Annotated in this window: 24 protein-coding genes; 11 read left to right on the plus strand and 13 right to left on the minus strand. The window is 53.6% G+C overall.

The window, feature by feature from the left end; translation table 11 throughout:
* Positions 1 to 121: 121 nt before the first annotated feature.
* The 3 genes from BLU63_RS23180 to BLU63_RS23195 all read left to right on the plus strand — a co-directional run bounded on the left by BLU63_RS23180 (position 122) and on the right by BLU63_RS23195 (position 2188).
* The gene (locus tag BLU63_RS23180) at positions 122 to 1174 is read left to right on the plus strand and encodes an AraC family transcriptional regulator (protein WP_083376330.1); all 1053 of its coding nucleotides are present in this window, start codon (positions 122 to 124) and stop codon (positions 1172 to 1174) included.
* Between the two features lie 441 nt (positions 1175 to 1615).
* A complete protein-coding gene (locus BLU63_RS23190) occupies positions 1616 to 1909 on the plus strand; it encodes a hypothetical protein (protein WP_083376331.1) in 294 nt (97 codons plus the stop codon).
* A gap of 75 nt (positions 1910 to 1984) precedes the next feature.
* Entirely contained in the window at positions 1985 to 2188 is a 204-nt protein-coding gene (locus tag BLU63_RS23195; RefSeq protein ID WP_083376332.1) for a hypothetical protein, read from the plus strand.
* A 114-nt stretch (positions 2189 to 2302) separates the two neighbouring features.
* Here the strand turns inward: BLU63_RS23195 and BLU63_RS23200 are convergent, their stop codons facing one another.
* Positions 2303 to 2665, minus strand: coding sequence for a DUF6124 family protein (locus BLU63_RS23200; RefSeq protein WP_083376333.1), 363 nt, complete (start codon positions 2663 to 2665; stop codon positions 2303 to 2305).
* Positions 2666 to 3227: 562 nt separating this feature from the next.
* Here BLU63_RS23200 and relB point away from each other — a divergent pair.
* The 5 genes from relB to BLU63_RS23230 all read left to right on the plus strand — a co-directional run bounded on the left by relB (position 3228) and on the right by BLU63_RS23230 (position 7658).
* Positions 3228 to 3419 carry a type II toxin-antitoxin system RelB family antitoxin gene (relB, locus tag BLU63_RS23205; protein ID WP_083376334.1) on the plus strand — a complete coding sequence of 64 codons (192 nt, stop codon included), beginning with the start codon at positions 3228 to 3230 and terminating at the stop codon, positions 3417 to 3419.
* On the plus strand, positions 3409 to 3678 hold the full coding sequence (locus BLU63_RS23210; RefSeq protein WP_083376335.1) for a type II toxin-antitoxin system RelE/ParE family toxin: 270 nt from the start codon (positions 3409 to 3411) through the stop codon (positions 3676 to 3678). The genes relB and BLU63_RS23210 overlap by 11 nt, the downstream gene beginning before the upstream one ends.
* A 699-nt stretch (positions 3679 to 4377) precedes the next feature.
* Positions 4378 to 5259: a FitA-like ribbon-helix-helix domain-containing protein gene (locus tag BLU63_RS23215; protein ID WP_083376336.1), complete on the plus strand. Its 882-nt coding sequence runs from the start codon at positions 4378 to 4380 to the stop codon at positions 5257 to 5259.
* Between the two features lie 430 nt (positions 5260 to 5689).
* The gene (locus tag BLU63_RS23225) at positions 5690 to 6346 is read left to right on the plus strand and encodes a hypothetical protein (protein ID WP_083376337.1); all 657 of its coding nucleotides are present in this window, start codon (positions 5690 to 5692) and stop codon (positions 6344 to 6346) included.
* Between the two features lie 43 nt (positions 6347 to 6389).
* Positions 6390 to 7658, plus strand: coding sequence for a phospholipase D family protein (locus BLU63_RS23230; RefSeq protein WP_083376338.1), 1269 nt, complete (start codon positions 6390 to 6392; stop codon positions 7656 to 7658).
* Positions 7659 to 7687: 29 nt separating this feature from the next.
* Here BLU63_RS23230 and BLU63_RS23235 read toward each other — a convergent pair whose 3' ends face one another.
* The 9 genes from BLU63_RS23235 to BLU63_RS23275 all read right to left on the minus strand — a co-directional run bounded on the left by BLU63_RS23235 (position 7688) and on the right by BLU63_RS23275 (position 14397).
* On the minus strand, positions 7688 to 8833 hold the full coding sequence (locus BLU63_RS23235) for a hypothetical protein (protein WP_083376339.1): 1146 nt from the start codon (positions 8831 to 8833) through the stop codon (positions 7688 to 7690).
* An 83-nt stretch (positions 8834 to 8916) separates the two neighbouring features.
* Entirely contained in the window at positions 8917 to 9441 is a 525-nt protein-coding gene (locus tag BLU63_RS23240) for a phage major tail tube protein (protein ID WP_083376340.1), read from the minus strand.
* Complete coding sequence (locus tag BLU63_RS23245) at positions 9442 to 10863, minus strand: phage tail sheath subtilisin-like domain-containing protein (RefSeq protein ID WP_083376341.1); 1422 nt, start codon at positions 10861 to 10863, stop codon at positions 9442 to 9444.
* A gap of 7 nt (positions 10864 to 10870) precedes the next feature.
* Complete coding sequence (locus tag BLU63_RS23250) at positions 10871 to 11089, minus strand: hypothetical protein (protein ID WP_083376342.1); 219 nt, start codon at positions 11087 to 11089, stop codon at positions 10871 to 10873.
* Positions 11086 to 11574 carry a Gp37 family protein gene (locus BLU63_RS23255; RefSeq protein WP_083376343.1) on the minus strand — a complete coding sequence of 163 codons (489 nt, stop codon included), beginning with the start codon at positions 11572 to 11574 and terminating at the stop codon, positions 11086 to 11088. The genes BLU63_RS23250 and BLU63_RS23255 overlap by 4 nt, the downstream gene beginning before the upstream one ends.
* Positions 11574 to 12005 carry a gp436 family protein gene (locus BLU63_RS23260; protein WP_083376344.1) on the minus strand — a complete coding sequence of 144 codons (432 nt, stop codon included), beginning with the start codon at positions 12003 to 12005 and terminating at the stop codon, positions 11574 to 11576. The genes BLU63_RS23255 and BLU63_RS23260 overlap by 1 nt, the downstream gene beginning before the upstream one ends.
* 3 nt (positions 12006 to 12008) lie before the next feature.
* Positions 12009 to 12989: a major capsid protein gene (locus BLU63_RS23265; RefSeq protein WP_083376345.1), complete on the minus strand. Its 981-nt coding sequence runs from the start codon at positions 12987 to 12989 to the stop codon at positions 12009 to 12011.
* 11 nt (positions 12990 to 13000) lie between these two features.
* A complete protein-coding gene (locus tag BLU63_RS23270; RefSeq protein WP_083376346.1) occupies positions 13001 to 13369 on the minus strand; it encodes a head decoration protein in 369 nt (122 codons plus the stop codon).
* An 8-nt stretch (positions 13370 to 13377) separates the two neighbouring features.
* The gene (locus tag BLU63_RS23275; protein ID WP_083377294.1) at positions 13378 to 14397 is read right to left on the minus strand and encodes a phage protease; all 1020 of its coding nucleotides are present in this window, start codon (positions 14395 to 14397) and stop codon (positions 13378 to 13380) included.
* Between the two features lie 165 nt (positions 14398 to 14562).
* Between BLU63_RS23275 and BLU63_RS23280 the strand changes: the two genes are divergently transcribed.
* The gene (locus BLU63_RS23280) at positions 14563 to 15837 is read left to right on the plus strand and encodes an RES domain-containing protein (RefSeq protein ID WP_083376347.1); all 1275 of its coding nucleotides are present in this window, start codon (positions 14563 to 14565) and stop codon (positions 15835 to 15837) included.
* A 331-nt stretch (positions 15838 to 16168) separates the two neighbouring features.
* Entirely contained in the window at positions 16169 to 17404 is a 1236-nt protein-coding gene (locus tag BLU63_RS23285; RefSeq protein ID WP_083376348.1) for an RES family NAD+ phosphorylase, read from the plus strand.
* 71 nt (positions 17405 to 17475) lie between these two features.
* Here the strand turns inward: BLU63_RS23285 and BLU63_RS23290 are convergent, their stop codons facing one another.
* From BLU63_RS23290 to BLU63_RS23300, 3 genes are all read right to left on the minus strand, one after another.
* A complete protein-coding gene (locus BLU63_RS23290; protein WP_144443462.1) occupies positions 17476 to 18540 on the minus strand; it encodes a hypothetical protein in 1065 nt (354 codons plus the stop codon).
* Positions 18459 to 19274, minus strand: a complete 816-nt coding sequence (locus BLU63_RS23295; protein WP_083376350.1) for a hypothetical protein — start codon at positions 19272 to 19274, stop codon at positions 18459 to 18461. The genes BLU63_RS23290 and BLU63_RS23295 overlap by 82 nt, the downstream gene beginning before the upstream one ends.
* Before the next feature lie 66 nt (positions 19275 to 19340).
* Positions 19341 to 19742 carry a hypothetical protein gene (locus BLU63_RS23300; RefSeq protein WP_083376351.1) on the minus strand — a complete coding sequence of 134 codons (402 nt, stop codon included), beginning with the start codon at positions 19740 to 19742 and terminating at the stop codon, positions 19341 to 19343.
* A gap of 323 nt (positions 19743 to 20065) precedes the next feature.
* Between BLU63_RS23300 and BLU63_RS23305 the strand changes: the two genes are divergently transcribed.
* Positions 20066 to 21091 (plus strand): putative phage abortive infection protein, encoded by a 1026-nt coding sequence (locus BLU63_RS23305; RefSeq protein ID WP_144443463.1) that lies wholly within the window; start codon positions 20066 to 20068, stop codon positions 21089 to 21091.
* Positions 21092 to 21093 lie beyond the last annotated feature (2 nt).

Below are 21093 nucleotides of genomic sequence, written 5' to 3' on the forward strand. Positions count from 1 at the left end.
ACGGCCGAAGGCGTACTATTGGCCGCGAGTCTAGAACCGGCAGGGCGGTTGTCCTATGCCGCAACTGTTCAACGGTGCTGGTGTTTTTTGCCATTCGGGCGATGGGGAGAGAAGCGTTCAAATGCGGGAAAAGGACTCGGTGGCGGCCTACTTCGTGCAGGCGATGATCCATGGGCAGGGGGACAATCCGCAGCGTTCGCGAGCTGCGCTGGAAGAGGCGGGCATCGACCCGGCATTGATCGAGCAGCCGACCGCCCGCGTGCCGGCGAGCGCGTTTGCTGCGCTATGGCTGATTCAAATCCGCGAATTGAACGATGAGTTCTTCCGACTCGACTCCCACGGCATGCCACCCGGCAGCTTCGCGCTGATCTGCCGCGCCTTGATCCAGGAACCCGACCTGCACAAAGCCATGCGCCAGTGCCTGGCCAACTTCGCGCTGTTCCTGCGCGACTTTCGCGGCACCCTGACCGTGCGCGGCAAACGCGCGATCATCAGCCTGGACAGCCACGCGCAAAACGAAGACGCCAGCCGTTTCGGTGAAGAGACGTTCCTGGTGTTGATGATCAGCCTGCTGTGCTGGCTGGGCGGGCGGCGCATCCCGATCGACCGCGCGGACTTTCGCCACGAGCGCGTGTCCCTCAGCGACGACCGACTGCTCTGGGGCCCCAACCTGACCTTCGGCGCCGAACGCACCGAAATCGAATTCGCCAGCCACTACCTGCGCCTGCCGGTGGTCCAGGACCTGGCTTCACTGAAAGTGTTCCTGCGCACGGCACCGCAATGGCTGGTGATCCGCTTCCGCAACCAGCATGGCCTGGCATCACAAGTCCATCAGCGCCTGCGCAACAGCCATTACAGCCAATGGCCGACCTTGCAGGCGTTCGCCCTGGAACAACACCTGAGCCCCAGCACCTTCCGCCGCAAACTGGAGCGGGAAGGCTGTTCGTATCAGGAGATCAAGGATGAAGTGCGGCGTGGGGTGGCGTTTGAGCAGTTGCGTGAGAGCCGGGCGAGTATTAGTGATATTGCTGAGCAGCTGGGGTTTCAGGAACCGAGTGCGTTTCATCGGGCGTTCAAGAAGTGGACGGGGGAGAGTCCTGGACGGTATCGGGCGCGGTTTCAGGATTCCCAGTTGATGCCGAGCGCGAAAAACTTGGGCGGTGGTGCGAGGTAAATGGGGTTTAGGGTTGTTGCGTGTGGTGCAAGGAAATTTCGGGAACTGAGACGTTGGGGTTAGGCAGCGGAGATGGTGGTCGCTGCTGCCTTGGTGTTTAGTGTGCCTTAATTAGTTTTTCGGCGATCCATTGCGCGATTTGCGTAACGACGGCGTTTCCGGCAGCGAAAGCCTCTGCAAGGTTGGACGCATCCAGTCCGAGGCAAAGCCCATCATTTTCAGACGCTCGCTGCCGCTCAGCCATCTGATGCCATCCGTTCGGTTGAGCGATGAAAGTGGTACAGCCCATAGCGATTTGGGAGCCGGCTTTGTTTGCCCGGACCGGCGCCGATGCTCAGTGCGTAAAGTGCAGGCACTGGCTTTTAATCGGATTTAAAGAGACGATCCGGGTTGCGTTGGACGCTGTTGACCAGAACCGAATACACATGGAGAAATGGATTTATGAGTGACTCAAATAAAGAAAAATTTAACGATCTTGTTTATAAAATAATGAGCTTGTTAATCGATGCTTGTCCGGTGCACAGGAGTATTGGGCCAGCTGATTTTGGCTACCCTGAAGGCGAGACGGACCCCGAGTCTTGCTACTACATCCCTGCGGCTGACGAGGCATTTTTGTACGAATGTATTCGGTGGCTGAAGGATGAAGAGCTTATCCGCGGGGAGCACGAGTACGTAGCGACCATCTATGGCTTGGAGATGTTTAACGGCCTGCCTGAGTGCCTAAAAACCAACTGATGGCGAGGTGATCGTTTCCAGATTGTTGGGACGATCACCCTTCACGCGCTGAAGCGAAAAGATCGGAGATCTGTAATGGAAGACGAACTCACAATTGAAATCGACGGCGTGGAACATACCGCAATCTACACCGTATCCAACGACACATTGACGGTGTCGTTGCCTGATGGAAGCCAGCGATTTACAGAGCTTCGCGGGATCAACCCCATCAGTGCGGCGCGAGTCCACTTACGTTCCTATGCGGGCAGTGTCATTAAACAGACGAAGCCGTCGCTTTAGTCTCAACACTGAACAGTTCGAAGCGCTTGCTTCTGACTTATTGAGAAAAACCGCAATTTAAGGCAGGAAACTAATGGCGAGGGAGCTAGCTCCCCCGCCAACGTGGCGCCGTGATTACTTAGGTGGAACGTAGGTATCCAGCATGCGGTTAGCCGCTAATTCCCCCAGCATGATGACCTGCTGAAGCGCCAACAGGGTATGCCGATGGGGGCCTTCCACTAGCGCCGCGACGTCGCCGGCCATGACACTGGCCGAGGCCAAATTCTCACACGTTTGAACCAGTAAGGTTTCGTGGTCGATGTCTGGCGAGATCATAAAAATGGTGCTGGGTGTGCGAGGAGTATTGTTCATGAGCGCTGCCGGATTGAGGTAGAAATCAAGGGCGCGCTCGGCGGCCTCGTTGAGTTTTTTTGAGTCGACAGACTCATATGGGGATGCCGGATCGGCGCCCGGCGGATTGGGTGTAACTTTGAACATAGATGGAACTCCGGTTTCGAATTTTGAGGAGCCATCACCCTCGCTACCAAACGACGGGTGGCGGCCATACGCGGGTTGGTAGACCGGTCGAAACAGGAAACCCGGCGCTCGCAAAGGAGCCCCACGCATGCCCACCATATAAAGCCGAGTCCCAAATAAGAGACTGCATAGGTGTCGTCATGCGACTGTTTCGTAGCGGGCTACCAAACCCGATCACTGTTTTTCAGTGACAGGGAAACGATATAGCCCACCCGATAGCCGCACAAGCCGGCGGATTCTGTCTGAACCGTAGGCAACGGCGCAAGGTCTTGTAGCCTTCGGGACGTAACACCGAGTGTCTTTAAACGCGCGTTATTAAACGCGTGAAAGTTTTCAAAAAAATCGACGAAACGTCTGACATTTTTTTAGGGTTGGCTGTCGGAAGCGAGAGGTTTAGTGTGGTTGCTGCCGTCTGGTAGAGAGATGGGGCGCCTGGCGCTTGCAGAGCTGCACTTCATCTCTACAGCCACGACAGCGAGCCACATACCGATTAGACTGCTAGGTATTGATCCCGGAGGTCACTATGAGCGCCGAACTTTCCCCCATCGTTTCAGAGTTTGAAACCGAAGAGCAGGCCGCCAGCTACGACCGTTGGTTCCGTGCCAAAGTGCAGGCGTCGCTCGATGATCCACGCCCGAATGTCCCTCACGATCAGGTGATGGCTGATATGCGAGCCCTTATCGAATCCAAGCGCACTAAGCGCGATGCTGGTTGAGTGGCGGCCCGAAGCGCGGGCTGAACTCTGGCAAATCCTTGATTATATTGGCGACCGACACGTTGTAGCCGCCAGCGAGCTGTACCAAGCCATCGAGGCCGCTACTACGGCCCTGCCGCAACATCCCTACCTTTATCGATTTGGTCGTGTGCCCGGCACGCGGGAAATTGTTGTGCACCCCAATTACCTGGTGGTCTACCGGGTGACGGATCGAATCGAGATCGTGACCGTTTTGCATGCCAGGCAGGAATACCCCTGACCCCCAATCAAGTCTGTTTGCCAGGGGGCGTGCGCACCTTTTCCAACCAATAGGAAGCGTCCGACATTTTATCGGGCGTGGCGCGGCGCGCCCACATCCGCCGTCCGCCTGAAATCATGCATGGCATGCGCGATGACGTGGTGTTTTTTGGGTTGAGGTTTTGGTAGGCGATACCGGGTTGGTCACCGGTGGATGGGGAGACGCTGAAGTGGTGTCGCTTCTTGGTTGGGGGCCGTGCGGGCTTGAAAAAGGATGGTCACTGTACGCCGGGAAAGGAGCCGGTTGGGGGAGCTTCGCAATCCCGGTTGCCCGAAGGCACCCGGCGTACAGTGACCATCAATACCCGGCAAGGGGCTGCCTGTCCCTTTGAAGAGGCACGTATGAGCTAACGTGCTACGAGCGACTCCGCTCGGTCACTGCGGGTGGTGACGGGACATACTGTATCGATGGGCGCTTGGGGCGTCAGCCGGGCGATTCTGTTGTGGTTGTAGGCCATTGCGCTGGATTGTGTAGCCTCTATAAGTCGCATGGGCCCTGATGGGACTCTCGAAATTCCTCGTTCTGCCCCTTGTACGGTTCGAAAAAATGTTGAATAGTGCCGAATCGCCCTCAATAGAAGGGCTTTTTTTTGGATAATCTGACTTCATTTTGGTGTCGTTTTGGAGTCAATTGAGTAAAAAGACAATTTAGGAGCCCGCAATGGCGAGAATCAACATCCGCGATTTACCAGACCCTATTCACAAGGCAATTAGTGAGTCGGCTGACAAGAACAATCGGTCGACCGAGGGCGAAGTTCGCTCAATTCTACAAAGCTATGTTTTGAGCTTGGAGGCCAAACCTGCACCTATCGAAACCCTTCGCCAGAGCTGGCAGCGAGGTGTGGGTCAGCGCCTGGATCAGCTGTTTGGGTTCGTGCGCCGAGATAAGGTTTTTTCTTTTGGAGAGCCTCAAAGCATCGTAGGGATCGCTCGAATCATTGGGGAAGAAACGCCTGCGCATCTGCTGGATTGCCTGGAAGGCATTGCATCACCGTCTTTTGATCTGCTGGATCGTGTTGTGGCGTGGTCTGGCGGGTCTTACAACTGGCTGGTCAGTGGGATGGGAACGGTTTTTCCTGTCGAAAACATTGGCAGTAGTTACCAAGATTTTTTCCTGCATGACCGGCAAAGCAAGGACGTTACCTTCAGCCTGTTGCGCATCTGTGGCGGTCGCTCTGACGGGATGCTGTTGTGCATTCGGCACGACAGCGCCAAGAAGACCTTTGCCTGTGGCTACATTTATGAAACCTTCCAGCTGAAGGCGGGAATGGGCTCTGGGGGAAGTGGCAATCTCAATCGGTTTGTTCGCTTTCTGAAAACGCACTGCGGCAACCGCGTTCTGAAAGCCTACAACTATGAAGAAACTGAGCTTAATACGGAGAAAGGTGCCCATCATCCGCTGTACTACTTGCGGTCGGCTGACAGCGCCGATTGGCTGAGGAAGCTGTTTGATGGAGAAGATCCAGCCAACTGGTTGGCTGGCAACTCGCCGTTGTGGCGGGACATGAGTGAGTTGCCGTTTGGTAATGGTGAGGCTGAGTGAGGTCTGGGTATTTGAGACCGCTGACGCATCGCCTTCGTCGCTGCTTAGGGGCTCATTCGCTTTCAAATCCAGCAGATGCAGGCCAGCGCATCTCCCCTAACAATCGAAAATTATGCTCCGCATGTGCTGACGTGCTTCGCAAGGTTTTTCAACCAAAAGATATGCCGAACCCGAGCTGGTTGATCCCTTCGGCGGTTGCGGGTCATTCGTGGAATTTGCTGGTGAGCTGCAGCCTGGCTGTGGATCAGTTCAAGCTTGTATCAAAGGAACGCTTAGGCTTAGATGGCCGGTTAATCAAGAGGGCTTGAGATGCGCTAGGCTGGGTTGTTGAGCGGATTTTTCAAAATAGCACTTATGTCGGTTGAGTTGCTCCGAGGGGAAGTCTACGGAGGGCTGCCACACCAATAAAAACTAGGGAAACAAAAGCATTATGAGTAACTGGTTCGAAGAATCACCGACACGAAGCGTCATCCTCCATACGATTCTGGTAGCAGGCACAGTTTGGGCCGTATTTACTTTTGTATTTGACGAGAACAAGGTGAGCGTCTTTCGAGCACAAGCAGAGAACGAGAAAGCGACCGCGGGCCAGTACAAAGCCAAAACTGAAGTGCTTGAAGTTGAAATTTCCCGCTTACGTGATGAAAACAAGAAGTACCAAGATTGGCTGACCGCAACCCCAAATTCCATCCCATACTTCGAAACCAAGCTGAAGGCACTCACTGAGGAAAATTCGAATCTCCAGCAGAAGCTCGCCACCCCGGCGTCAACCCCATCGGGAAACGCAACCACCACCCCTGAATTTACAAATTTGCCATATGTCGGAACAAAGACATTGTCGTTGGGTGAGGCCTATGTCGATCCCAAAACTAACGTAACTATTGGTATTGGTAAGATTTCACCCAGCTTCACTGCAACTGGCAGTGTCACATTGCCTGGCCAAGACCAGAAGAATTTCGAAACCATCAAGTCGGGCGACAACTGGATATTTCCCTTGGGGAAAAAGCAGTATCAGCTCACGGTGCTGAAGGTGGACTGGTTTTCTAATAAATCAGAAGTCATGGTTAAAGAAATTGAGGATCAGAAGTGACGCCTTGGATTCCGATACCGGCGCTCCTGAGCGGCCGAAGCCGATGACCCAATCTGGAATCTACACCAACAGCCCTAGACAGGATCAAGTACAGCGGCCGTTCACAGCCCATATGGCTACGGCATCCAGGATTAGAATCGCAGTGCCGTATTTCACTCGCGACTCGGAGATTTTGCAGGCGGCGGCTCGCGGCGCAAAAGTTGAACTATTGGTGGGTCTCAATAAAAGCACAAATCCTTCGGCGCTCCGTCGGGTGCTTGATTCCCCTAACTGCGTAGTGCGCTATTTCACGGATGGTTTCCACGCCAAGGTGTTCCTTTTCGACGGCGTGGTCATGCTTGGGTCGGCCAATCTCACCGAAGGCGGAATGGCCAGCAACCGCGAAGCCGTCCTGGTGCTTGACCAACCAGGAGATGAAGACCGCATTTTAGATATCGAGCTTTTCTTCGCGCAGGTCTGGGACAGTGCCGAAGTACTGACGCTCCAGGTGTTCAAGCAGTTCCGGGACGCTTGGGATAAAGCGTCCCGCTTGAGCAACCCGGATACGCCATTCCAGGTGTTGCGTGATGTGGAACCGCCCACTGTGCTTTCAGGTAGCGGACACAAGTCTGCGGAACAGCATTATTTAAGTGATCTACAGAAGTCCATCTACGAGGAATACAGTCCCGCCTTCGCAGATGTTTCTGGGGTGCTACGTGATCGAGGGGTGCGCCGGCCCGAATTTGCGGAACTTGGTCTGGCAGTCGAGACGAACCGTTTTCTGAACTGGGTGCGCCTTGAACACGCCATTGGTGACGCGTCTTGGCAGGAGGCGCCACTGCGGCCTGAGGCCGAAAGGCGACGCATTGTCGAGAGCCTTGCTGAGCAGTGGATATCAACCACGACCCCACACATTCCGGATGATTACTTTCAATTGCTGAGTGAATTGCGGAAGGTAATGGCGACGCCCGAAAGCATCAGGGCCAGCGATCATGACCAGTTAGCCCATGCGTTGATTTGTGTGCACGCCTTTAAGCAGCAGTTGCGCTTTACTAAAGGCGGAGAAGAGGCGCTACCGACGAAGTTTTGGAAGCTGAACCAAGGTGATCTACTACGGGTGCAAAACTCGCTGATTTATTTGGTGCATGGCAGCGATGACTTTGCAGAACGCATCTGTGGTGTGCTGTATGACCAGAGATATAAATTGGGCGCTTTTGGGCGCTTCTGTGCGTTGGAGCTGGTGGGGACGCTAAAGCCCGAGCAGGTGCCGCCGATCAACGGCCGCATGGCTAAGGCGTTGCGTTTCCTAGGTTTTGATGTCCGGGCTGCCTAATCCTATCCCGGAACATCCTACTGTGATCTCTATCGTCTCATTAGCTTGTTTGTCATTTCTTCAACGCAACGCTCGAGCTTAGGGTAATTTTTATCTTCCTTATCGATGTTGAGCATCGCCATGTTGGCTTCTTGGTAGCCGGTATTCACGAGCTTATTCACATACGAATCATCACGTAGCCTGACTACAGATTTCCGACTCTCAAATGCAGATTCCAGCGTTCTAAACGTATCTTCCATTATCCAGTTCAGGTCTGGCCCACGAAGCTCGTCAGTGACAAACAGAAGACGTTCCATAATTTCAAGGCCTGGAATATTTTTCAGCACATCAACTCCGTCTCTCAGACGATGCCTTCCATTGAAAAATTTGATGAGCGCTTCACGAACGTAACGAGAAACTCCCTTGCCAAGACCTTCAAATTGAGTATTTCCAGTATAAAAAAGTAAGGAGTTGTAGATGGCTTTTGCGCGTACTAAAAACTCATCAACCGAATAAATATTGATCCCCGTATTCTTGTCAAAAAAGAAAACATCCCCGTCGAATGCCTCACCATCCCATCTAAAATGCAGGTCGCCATGTACGTTTAACAGAAGCAGAACGAGGTCTTCGACCTCATCTTCCTTCCAGTGAGACTTATCGAGCATTTCCTCCAACCGAGCCAGCCGACCTGCAAGACGTCCCAACAGATTTTCGACTGCTTCTGTTTGTATGGGTTTGACGATAAATTCTAGATTTGTTGGTCTATTGTTCGGGAATAGTTCTCTGTACAGTTTCTCTCCATTTGAGAAGATTAACTGGTTTTCAAAGGTTACCTGCAGCTCCAATAGACGGTCCATGAACAGCTTGCGATGGTTGATGTACTGTTCAAAAGTCATTGCACTGATCTGAGCCTCGGTGACTTTCTGCTGGTCCTGATTCTGTTTGTTCAGGAAAAGAAGTGTTGCGATTGTTGCTACCGTCCCGGTGAGCGTGAAGAACCCACTCAGCAACGAACCAAAACTGCTCCAAGCCGCGTGCTCGTGTGAAATGGGTCCTAGGGACTTGCCATAAAAAGTGAACAACACGCCTCCGAGAGTCAGCAGAACACACCCCATGCTGATCCAGATCCAACTAAGGTGAATCTCCTTTTCTTTAGATTTCACAGCCGCTTGCCCCCAAATTTTGAATGGTGGCATCCTACCAGTATCAATCGTTGTACTACTCGGGATTACACACGGCTTTAGGGGGGGGCTGCCACTAGCCGCCCTGATGGACGCTATCAAGCGATCCCAAGATTCCTGTTGTACCTCGCCAACTGATCCTCCCCGCCCACCCGAAAAATATTCGCCAAATAATCCAGCAACACCACCTCATCCCCATTGATCATCTGCCGCACGTAGGTCGCCGAAAACGGCGTCTCATACTTGGTCGGATCGCGCGGTTTATGAGTACCCAACTGGTACTCCTTCCCGGTAATGGTCATCGTCGTGACCAACGGAATCTCATCCACCAGCCCGCCATTATTGAACACCTGCACATTAGATCGGCATTGCAACTGCACGCTTTTGAACGGCGAGACCAGCTTTCTGGCCGCCTCAAAATACAGGCTATTCCAGGTGATTTTCCCTTCCAGCTTATCGATGCCATCCGGCAGCTCGATCAACCCGACCATGCCCAACCCTTGGAAGTCACTCATCACGGTTTTGATAGTGCCCAGGTCAATCTCTTCACACTTGCCAAAGAAGCTGCTTCCATCCAGGTAGATGTTTGCGTTGGAAATGCGATGCGCGCTAAAGCCTGCCATTTATGCGTTCCCCAGGTTGACCAGGTATTCCCCGGTGATTTCGGTTTCGAAGGTGCCGCGTTCGAAGGGCAGCGGCACGGTGAGTTTGTAGTTGAACAGTGCGTGGCCTTGTTCCAGTTCTGTGTGTGGGTTGCGCGCCGGGTCGTACCAGCATTCGCCGCCGAGCAAGGCACCGTCGCCGATGAGTTTGCGCAGGAACAGGTTGACGCTTTCGGTGAGGCTGGTGATGAGTGAGGTGGTGATGGGTTGGTCGACGTATTGCAGCGCGCTGTAGCGGATGGATTCGTCGACGACGTCTTTGGTGCGGCGCACGTTTTCGAAGTTGCGCATGTGGGTGATGGTGGGCCACGCCGCGGTGCGGTTGCCCCATAGGCGCAGGCCACTGCCGAAGGCGTTGAAGACGGTGGTGATACCGTTTTCGTTGAGCAGGTTGACCTCGCTGGTGGCGTCGTCGATGCGTGCGGTGAGCGGTCGTTCCAGGCCGATGGCGCCTAGCAGTGGTTGGTTGGAGCTGCTCCACCAGTAGCCGTGGTCGTGGTCGACTTTGGCGCGCAGGCCGGCGGCGCGGATGGACAAGGGTTGCAGCCGCTCGCCGTGGGTGGCGTCGTAGACCTTCACGTGCGGGTAGCAGAGGCGGCCCCGGTCGCTGCTGGTGTTGAAGTTGATGGCGCCGGACGGCCCGCGCCCGGCCAGCACTTGTTGCACGGTAGCGCCGATGGGCGCGTCGACGTAGGCGACACCGCCGACCTGGCCGGCCGCGATGGCCAGGTCGGCGGTCACTGCTTTTAAGGTGCTGAAGCCTGGGGCGATGAAGAGTTTGGGGAAGAAGCCCAACTGGTTGTAGCTGTCTTGAAAAGCCTTCAACCCGGTGCGCCGTCCGGCTAGGGTGATGCCGCCGATGATGTCGGCCGGGGTGACTTGGCTGGGGTCGGCGTAGGTGTAGTCGGCTTTGATGTGGGCGTTGGCGGCGATGCTGCCGGTGGCCAGGCGTCTGACTTGGCCGGTGAGTAAATTCACGGTGTAGTCGGTGCCTTGCCCGTGGGTGACTGAGCCGTCGGCGGACTTTAGTTGCAGTGTTTGCAGCGCGCCGTGCGCCAGTTGCAACAGGTCGTTGTCGGCAAATTGCTGGGGCTGGTCGGTGACCTTGGCGTTGTGGATGGCCGGGTCGAGTACGTTGACCACCAACACGGTGCCGGCGCCAAAGTCGTAGATGCCTTGCAGGGCTTCGGGGATGCTGAAGCCGCTTTGGTGGGTGCCGAACTGGGCGGCGTGGGTGTCGTTGAGGCACAGGGTGAGTTCGTTGACGGGCCCGGCCGGCGCAGTGCCGACCAATGCGATGACCGCCGATTTGACCACCCGAATGGGCCTTGGCCCGCGCTCGACTTCGGTGGTTTCTATGCCGTGTAGATAGTTGGCTGGCATGGTCGTTTTATACCTTCTCTGGTTTGTGAGGTACGGCGGCGGGCTTGGTATAGGGCGGTAGCGGTGTCAGGTGTTTGAGGGTTAACAGCACCAACGTGTAGTCGTGACTTGCTGGCAGCTCGACGGGTTTTCCGGGCAGCAACTGGACGTCTAGTTCGCCGGTGTCGCCCACCCGCAACGTGGCGGCACTTTGTGGGCCGGTGTAGCGGTAACAGGTCAGGGTCATGGGTGTTCCTGAAAGGTCGCGTGTTTGAGTTCCGGCCCGTGGTCGAGGGGCATGAATTGCAATTGCGTGGTGCGGGTGGCGAAGTCCTGGGCGTATTGCCACACGCCGTTTTGGTGGCCGATGAACTGTTCAGAGATCGGACGACACGCTTGATCGGCGTTGGGCGGATACCAGCCGGTGAGGCAGCTGCGCAGCCGGTCCAGGTAGCTGACCACGCCAGTGGTGCCGTTGAGCTGGCGGAAGATCAGCGTGAGGCGCAGCACGACGTGACGGGCCTGGACGATGGCATCGGTGCTTTCTGAGGTGCCGAAGGTGGATTTGCCGTAGGCCAGCAACACGGCGCCGCGTGGGTGGTTGAGCCGGTATTGCAATGGGTTTTCAGGAAACAGCTCGACCATCAGTTCGTGGCCAACGTCGTGCTGCAGCTTGGCGAGCGTGACGTCCAGCAGTTGCTCGGTTTGGGTTTTGGCAATCACCTCTGTCATCAGTAGCGCCCCCATACCTGAGCGTTGAATTGTTGAGGGCGCGAGCGCATGCGGATCTCGCCCGGCTCTGGCGCGGCGTGGCCGGTGGGCAGGCCTAGGGTGACGACGCCGTCGCGGATGTTTTCCAGCAGTTTGAGGGTGTCTTTACGGCTGTCTTTGACGGCGTCTGGCAACGCGCCTTCGGGGCGGCGCTGGTACAGCCAGTGCCGCGTCAGGTAGACCACGGCGTCGCGCAGCATGGTGGGCACCGGGTCGAGCGGCAGGTGGTAGCGCCCGCGCAGGTAACCATCGACCAGCTCTTGCGCGTGGCGCACGCCGTCGTCGATGACGCTTTCGTTGGGCTGCGTGGCGGCTGGGTCGTCGTTGGAGAGCTGAACCAAGGTGATCTGCGGGATGGCGTGGCCGAGGTCGGCGCGGGTGCAATAGCGCATGGGTCAACCCACCTTCAGTTCGACCAGGGCTTCGGGGAACAAGCACAGGGCCAGGGGGTTGGCCTGAGCTTCGAGGTCCCAGCCTTTGCCCATCTTGCGCGGCTCGGCCTTGCTGTAGAACGGTTGGCCCAGGGTGTTGACGGTTTCGTTGTAGTTGGCCGGGGCGTTGAACAAACGGAAGACGCCGCGGGCCATGGGAAAAACCTGGGCGATGTCGGCCGGGATGAAGCGCTGGCCGCTGACGGTGACGTCGTATTCGATGAACTCGATGCCGCCAAAGGTGAAGCCGGTGCGCAGGTCGCCGCCGAGGCGGTCTTGGGCTTCCTGGTAGTTGGCGAACGCGGCTTTGACGTTGGCGTGGTCGGTGAAGGCGTCGAACCAGTCCGGCCCACAGAAGGCGCGGAAGCCGGTGACCATGACGCCACCGAGCTTGGATTCGGCGTGGCGTTTGGCGTCGAGACAGGCCTTGCGCACGTTGGTCTCGGGGTTGCTGAGGGGCACGGTGACCTTCTTCTGTTTGACGTCGAATTCGTCAAACAGGTCGAACAGCAGCGAGCCGTCGGCGTCGAGCAGTTGACCGCGCAGTGCGCCGACGCGCTGGAATTCGCGGGTGGCTTCGATGCTGTTTTTGAGGTCTTGCAGGTGGTCGTTGATGACGGTGGCCATGGGCGCGGTGGCGCGTTCCTGGCCGAAGGCGGCGATGCCTTGCAATTGGCTGGGCAGCAGCGGCCGGTTGATGGGCAGGTGCAGGGTTTCGAAGGTGCGGCGTTTGCGTTTGTTGCCTTTGACGGGGGCCGGGTCGTCGTTGCGCGAGGTGTTGGGCACGAGCATCAGACGGCCTTCGCGTTCGTCGATGATGACGGTGGTGCTGGTGACGCCTTTTTCGTCGAACAGCCCCATGGCGCCGACTTTGCCGGGGATGGCCGGGAGTTTGTTCACGGCGGCGGTGAGGTTGGCGACGCTGAACAGGTCTTGCAGGTTCATGGGTGGCTCCGTTAGAGGGTGGCGCGGGCGACGATGCCTAGCGTGTTGAGTTCGTCGAGGGCGGTGGTTTTTTGGGGCTCGGTGATGCCGGGCGGCCAGGTGAGTTGGTCCAGCGCGAGGACGGCGCCGCGGGCGATGACGATGCCGGGTTGATCGCCTGCGGTGGCGTCGATGGGTTCGGCCAGTACGGCGGCGGCTTTCTTGGCGGCGCCGGTGCCTGCTGGATCGAGCTGTTGGTATTTGCCGGCGATTTTGGCCAGCACTTGCCCTAGTGGGTAGTCGGTGCCGGCCAGCAGCGTGGCCTTGGAGCGGGTCCAGCCGGGGCTGACTTCGACCAGCAGCAAGTCGCCCAGGTCTTTGGGTTGGGTGAAAGTGGCCATGGGGCTTCCTATCGTTGGGCGCGGGCTTCGGCGTCGGCGAGTAAGGGGTTGGTGGCGGGTTTGGTGGTGACGTCAGCGCGGGATTTGGTGGCGACTTCGGCGAAGCTGATGCCGCCGGCCAAGTCGCTGAAGATGGCTTTTAGGCCTTCGCTCAAGGGCTGACGGGCGTCGTCTTCGCCGAATTCCAACGGCGATTGACTGGACTCGGCGTAGTCCAGTGCAGCGATGACTGCTGGTGCGTGAACGGGCTTCATGCCTGCCGCTACCAGCTTCTCGGCGTAGTCGACGCTGGCGGTGTGGATGGCGCTTTGCGCCGCCATGCGAGCCGCGTTATCACGCAGGGCGATGTCTGCTTTCAGGCGTTTGTTTTCTGCCTCTAGGGCGGCGGTGTCTTGCTCGGGCATGTGGGTGACCTGTGGGGTTTGGGTGGGTTCTGAGAAGGCGGTTTGCAGGGGCTGTTCTGGCTGGCGGGCGGTTTCGGCGAGGCTGTCGATGGCCCACGACGGGGCGACCTGGTCGGCGGTGTCTTTGTTGAACTGGCTGATGAGCCATTCGCGGAAGCGGCGCCAGAGGTCGGCGCTGAGGTAGTGGCCGTGGTCGCTAAACTCGATGACGCCTTGCTCGTCGTCCGCCAGTTCGATGGGGCGTAGGCCTTTCACTGATGGCGGTTGGGCGCCGAGGAAGCCGACGTGGCGCAGGTAGTAGACGCCGGGCACGGGGTTGTTGGCGGCGTCTGGGTGGTAGAAGGAGGCGGAGATTTTTTTGTAGCTGCCTTTGGCGATTTGTTCGGCGAAGGTGGCGTCGACTTGTTGGGGTTCGGCGATTAGGCCTTGGGCGGTGGCTGACAGGGATTTGATCCAGCCGGCGGCTGGGGCGTCGTGCTGGGGGTGGCCGATGACCATGGGGGCTTCGTGGAGCGTTGGGTTGTAGGCGGCGACGGTGGCGGCTAGGTCGGATTCGGTGAAGGAAAAGCTGGTGCCACACATGGCTGTGTGGGTGCCGGGTTTGAAGATGTGGAGGGGTTTCATGGCGGTGCGCTGCATAGAGGGAATGTGCAGAGCTTGAAGTTCTGGTTGGGGTTGGGCTTTTAATCGGGTTTAACGAGTTGGGGAGCCAGCACTTGGAGTGCCCCTGCGCCAGTGCGATGATTCAGGCAGTTTGGATTGGCCAAATATGGCTTTCGGGGGGTAAGAATGGATGAGCAGGAAGCGGTGGTTTGTTTTGGGTGCGTTGGTGATCAGCACCTACAAACGCTCATCAAGCGTGAGGGGGCATCGGCCAAATGCTCCTACTGCAAGAAAAGAAGGAAGGCTATTACGGTAGAACGACTTTCTGATTTGGTTGCCGATGTGATGTACGCGTTCTTCGAAGATACCTCCATTTGGGAGCGGGGTGACGAGCTAAATTTTCATGTGGCTGATATTTTAGGCCGTGATGATACTGATGACCTTTTAGTTGGCGATGTATGCGGCGAGCTCGTTAATTGCTCGCACTGGGACATCATGCAAGGTGGAGAAAGCCGTTTTAATGAGTTTGGCCTTTACATGCCACGGCAGTTACGCCCAAAAGAAGCTGAACGGAAATGGCAAGATTTCAGAGCCAGCATCATGCACAAGAGCCGTTTCTTCAATCAGAGTGGAAAAGAGTTTCTTGAATGGCTTTTTGGCAATATCGATTCGTACAGAAGCTTCAGAACGTCAGATCTCAAACACGATAGCGTGGTCCGCGTGATCACGGTCGATGACTGCATCGAGCTCTTTCGAGCCCGCCAGTGCGATTCACAAAAGGACCTATTGGACATTCTGACCACCCCCGCGAAGCACCTCGCAGCGCCACCCAAGGAGCTAGCTAGCGCTGGCCGAATGAATCCGGCAGGTGTTCCAGTATTTTATGGTGCGTTTGACAGAGCGACCTGCATCGCCGAACTCAGACCCCCTGTTGGCGGAAGCGTTATCAGCGGGCAATTCCTGTTGACACGGGATGTCCGCGTTCTCGATTTTAAACGGCTTGAAGACGCGTATGAGCATGCGCCTTTGAGTATGTTCGACCCGGATTATCGACTAAAACATGAACGTCGAAAATTTCTGCTGACGTTCCACGATAAAATCAGCAGTCCTGTTTTGCCAAAGCAAGAACATGAATATCTGACGACCCAGGTGATTGCTGAGTATCTATCCACTCAGCACAGCCCTCGGATTGATGGTGTGATTTTCTCTTCTGCTCAACGAAAAGGAGGACTGAACATCGTCCTTTTCGCGCATGTCGTTTCTGGAGAACTTACCAGCTCTGTGATCAGTGCAAGCGCCGATCAGAGCGTGCAAGACATCGGTATTGAATACATTCCGGAATCCCTTGTTCTTCACAAAATAGACGCCGTGGAATTTTCTCCAAAAGACCTAAAAGTAGACGATGGGGAGCCTGACTGGTCTACGGGGGATCCAGAATTCGATGATGACTGGGATTGGTAAGTCCCTGCCGCCCACAACTAGACCGCTAGCTGGCTTTATAAAGCATTTACGTCGTGTGCTTTGGTTAATCCTGAGTCATCGCCGGTATCGGATATTCAGGCCTCATACACAGCACTAGATTCTGTTTGCCCAGTCGGCCAGCACCAACCGCCTGGAGGCCAGATCCCGATCGTGGTCTCATGGCTTAGAGGGTGGTTCTTCAAGGCCGTTAATTGTGCGTTCCAGAACGGCTCGAAACACAATTCCAGGAAATTTTTGGATTCGACGCGTAACGAATGCGATCATTTAATCTGATTTTTCGATCTCACCAAGTGGATAAAAGGACTTTCGAGTGAACGATGTGGTTTGCTTCAGCTGTGTTATTGATCATCACCTTACGGCGCGCATAAAACGCAAGGGCGTCAGTGCCGTCTGCACTTTATGCAAAAGCCATCGAAAATGTATCTCCTTGAAAGAGTTAGCCAAGGAGGTCGAAGAACTGCTAAGCGCACACATTCGCTTAGCCGAGCCGCCTTATCCGCGCAGTTACTTTACTGAGGGCGAAGATCTCGCTACCTGGGTTAGTGAAATATTTCAGTGCGATAGCATTGATGAAATAGTGGTAGCTATATGTGAAGAACTGACCAGAGGCTACGGTAGGACACATCGTAAATTTAGAAACGACGAGTATTATGTCGGTCTTCCCTCAATGCCTATTAATGTAGAATCTGCCTGGGTCAATTTTAAAAGTGGTATGATGCATGGTAATCGTTACTTTAACGAAGATGCCAAGAAATTCCTTAAGTGGTTGTTCAAAGATATTGATCGGAAATCCTTTCAAAAGACTGCAGGCTTTGTGCAAACATTGCAGTCTGGCAAATCAATCTATCGAGCACGGCTATGTAAGTCTTCTCAAGATTTAGAAGAAATTATGGCTAAGCCCATGACAGCGCTTGCTGCACCACCGAAAGATAAAGCAAGCGCTGGGCGAATGAATTCCGTTGGCGTTCCCGCATTTTATGGTGCTTTTGCACGTGCTACGTGTGTTGCGGAGCTAAGACCTCCCGTCGGTGGGAGAGTAATCAGTGGCAGGTTTAAGCTCACACGCCCCGCAAGACTGTTGAACTTTAAGACGCTTGAGTCCGCCTATTTGGGACCAAATCCAAGCTTCTTTGAACCCAACTACCAAGAAAAAACAGCACGACGAGAAGCTCTGAGGATGCTCCACCAGAAAATCAGTACGCCAGTGCTCCCAGGAGAGGAGCGTGAGTATTTAATCACTCAAGTGATCGCAGAATATTTGGCTACTCAGCATGCTCCACGATTTGATGGCGTGATCTTTAGTTCCGCACAAAACAAAAGTGGAAACAATATTGTGCTGTTTGCTCATGCCCTCTCCACAACGCCTGAACCAGATGAATATAGATTTACGGACCTTGAACCCAAGTTTGTCGAACCAGGTATAGAATACGTCCCTGAAACTTTAGTAGTGCATGAAATCGAAGGGGTGCGGTTTAAAACAAAACCGCAGAAGGTGATAGACGGAAGATTGCCTGCGCCTGTTGACGATGATGCATGGGATTTTTGAATGATTCTGTGTGCCGCAGAGGGATTGAAGCTAACTGGGCCAGTGAATGGCCCAAGCCGATTTCCGTGGATTTAAAGAGTGTCGGCGATTTCAGTGGGCTTATTTCTTTGTTTGTGATCAAACGCTTTCTTTGCCTCATCGCCCCAAAGCTTAAATGCTTTCTCTTGACGCGCTACAGATCTTTTGCCCAGACTAACCATCAGATATTCGACATTGAACACGGTGTCTGATGAAGGCAAAAATTCGCGTGTAGCGGCCGATATGCTGGCAATACTGCACGCCAGCTGCATTTTTCCGACTTCAGAAGAAGCATTCCAGTTAAATCGAGGGGAGTACATCAGCAACGACATCAGCTCAAGCAATGCTAGGTGTTTTGCTTCTTTGTCCACTGGGGCCTTTCCGGGCATGTTCTGGAGGTACCAGCAAAATTCATCGACAATTTCACCACTCAATGGATTCCTCAATTCTGCGAATGTACCTACAGGGAATCGAGCGATTGACGTCTGTTTACTTAATAGAAAACCGGCCAAATCTGAGTCCGTAAAAATTCGACAGCCTTTACCCATTTCCTCGAACCCCACAGCCATAGTCGCAGCCTCCCCAAGGACGAACTGTCCGAGTGAATTCGCTACTTTGTCTGGCTCTACGATCTCGCCATAAGCAATCCCACCGCGACAAAAAACGCCTGCGGATATTGAACGACACATCATATCTTGTGCTGCTATTGCCACAGCAGCGGCGTCTTCAGCCCAAATGAATGCACAGTCTGATAGCTGAGCGACACTGACTAGTTCGTGCTTTTCTGCAACTTCCCCCAAGCAAGAGCGAAATTTGACAAGCAATTTTGCGCAGAACATATGCTCATTACGCTTTGAAGTATCTTTAATACCCCACGCGATATAGTCATCTGGCGTGAGATTTACCTTTTTTCTGGTCAGTGCGCCGATCCCTAAGATATCTACAAAAAAACTGCTCCTTTGTACTGATTCATTTGTTTCTCCTTCTCTAGATATGATCGGCCTGCATCCCGATTGAAAAGCCGTCGCAAGTTTATTTAGTAATTCCCTTTGAGATGACGAGTAACGGTAAAGGGTTTGAATATTGGCTCGGAGCGTATCTGATTCATTAAGCTCCAATAGCACGTTTTGGCGTAAGGATGCTCAAGCTGATCAGGCGGCAGGAATCTATAAAAGGGTGAGTCACCTCCCTCAGGTGCGAAGCTGCGAGCGAACTCGGGCTTGAGATAACGCTGAATCCCCCAATGAACGTTATTCAAAAACTCGGCAATTGTGCTGGCATGATAAGCACTGATGTCATCGTGAAAGATGTCATAAATGTCTTTCTGCGCAAGCATCGCTTCGTACAGTTCGACCGGTTTATCAGCTTTTTTTAGGAGGCGCTGTAATTCTTCAGCGACACCGACAGAGCGTAAAGTGTTGTGCTTGGATATGTTGCCGTCAATCTTAAGTACCAGGTATCTAGGAATACGGATTTTTACTTGCAGCGATATAGATCCCAGCCAGGCGTCTACATCAATTTCTGTACGTAACCATTCTGTGAAAGCAATTACTGCATCCTTGAGACACTGCACTGAGCCGTTTACGTTGAAGCTAGGCTTGGCGCTGATAGCTCTTAATGCTCCTAGATAGGAGGTTGACGGTACAGGTGCTTTCGTGTCGGTCTGCGATAAAAAGTCTACCAGCGCGATGGAAAAAAACTGCTTGTGGGTCATTGATTTGAATTGGATACTTTGCTCATCTACCTCTCCTACAACCATCATGATTTCGTAGTTGACCATTGAGCGGATCAGCTCAATCACGGCGAGTAGATAAACTACTTCCTCCTCCATTTTGTTCATGGAACGATTCATTTGGCGTAATCCCTCTGTTCGACGTGAAAAAAAGCGGCCCATTCCGAGCCGCTTAAAAAGAGAGTACTACTTTGGCGCCTTGGCCCAACGATCAGTTGCGATACCGACGGCCACACTCAGGTGTTCCATATGGTGGTAATGATCGGATGACTCATCACCTTTCTCGACCACGGCAACGTCACAGTAGTAGTTACCTGTATTAAAGATGGATTGCAGAATTTCGGTAATTCGCGATTCCAATGCCTTGTCCGCTTCTTCCGTCGTGGCTATGTCGACAGCATAAATGCATGCCTTGTCATCGAAATAAACTCTGACCAGACGGGCCTGTGTACTGTGGTGGTCGATGGTTTTGGCGGCCACGGTCGCTATAAATTTGTGGTCTTCATCGGGGAAGCTTGCTCGAGCCTCCAGATGAACACGATGCTTTCCGATGGTGAACCATTCTGAGCGGAAACCTTCAACTGGCATGGTGAATCTCCTTGTGTATGCGCGTGAGCTCGTTTTATAGAGCCTTTTCAGCATTTTTTCGAGCTTTCTAGACAGCGCCGCGCCAGTACCCACCCAATGATTGGGTTGGTGCTTACTGGAAGCTTGCAAAAAAACTCGTGATCATCGATCTCCGCCCAGCAATACACATGGCTTCCTGCTAGTTAACTAAATATTGCCCCATCTGTTGGCTATATGCCATCATTCAACCAGTTAGACTTACCGATGTTGCAGCTCGAATAAGTAGGATCGGAAGAATATTTCTTTGTGGATTTCATGGGGCGACTATGTGGGTTTGGAAAGTAATGTGGGCACGTGACAGTGTCTTTAAGAAATTTTGGGAATATGTGAAGAGAAACCTATTTTTTGTTGGAGTGGCTCTGTTCGCTATAACCGTTTGCAGTATTGTGTTTGGCGTTCTTTATCTACATTTTTTTCGTGGCGTTAACATCCCTAAAATAGCGGTGGTAAATCACGATACGGCTAGCTATTGGGGGCAGTTGGGTGATTTTGCTGGTGGTTTTTTGAATCCCTTATTAAGCTTTCTAGCATTAATGGCGGTATTGAAAACCATGGCTTTACAGCGGACCGAGATGAGAGCTGCCCAGCAAGAGGCTAAAACGGCGACGCAAGAGCAGAGACAGCAAACAGCTGTATATTCTAGACAGATGTTTGAGTCTACCTTATTTGGAATGCTGGACGTGCACGCAAAGATACTTAGGGATATTAAATATACCGGCCCGCTAAGTAAACCTCGAGAAGGGCGAGAAGCGATTGACATGATTGTGAAAAGCTTTAAAGAAACTAACGCCTATAAGGGAGGTATTGCATATCCAGATCTCGTGACGGATGAAAGCATACAGAGCGAAATTGATGCTTTTTGCCAGGAGTGGGTTAGTGCAACTGGTCATTATTTTCGAAATCTATACTGGATAATGAAAATGATTGACACCAATCAAGATGTACCAATGGAGGATAGAGGCGTCGAGTCTTTATTGTCGAACCAAAAAAGATTTTATACAGATTATCTTCGAAAGAGAAGATATACAAATATTGTACGGGCGCAGCTTAGTGAGTCGGAAATGGCTCTGATACAAATAAGTTGTCTTGGTCCCTATGGGGCGGATCTGAAATATTACGCCGAAATTTATTCTCTATTAAAGCCCCTAGGGAGAGGTTATTTTGGTGGGTGGAAGCGTTACATGTCTAGAAGTTTTAGTGATGTCGCTTTCTTGGGCTTAGAGAGAATTGATATGGGTACATTGATGAAGGTTAAAAGCGAGTTAGTATCACGTAATGCATCTACGATCAGGAGAAATATGGTTACCTGAAT

The organism is Pseudomonas mandelii (assembly GCF_900106065.1).
GTDB classification, from domain to species: Bacteria; Pseudomonadota; Gammaproteobacteria; order Pseudomonadales; family Pseudomonadaceae; genus Aquipseudomonas; species Aquipseudomonas mandelii.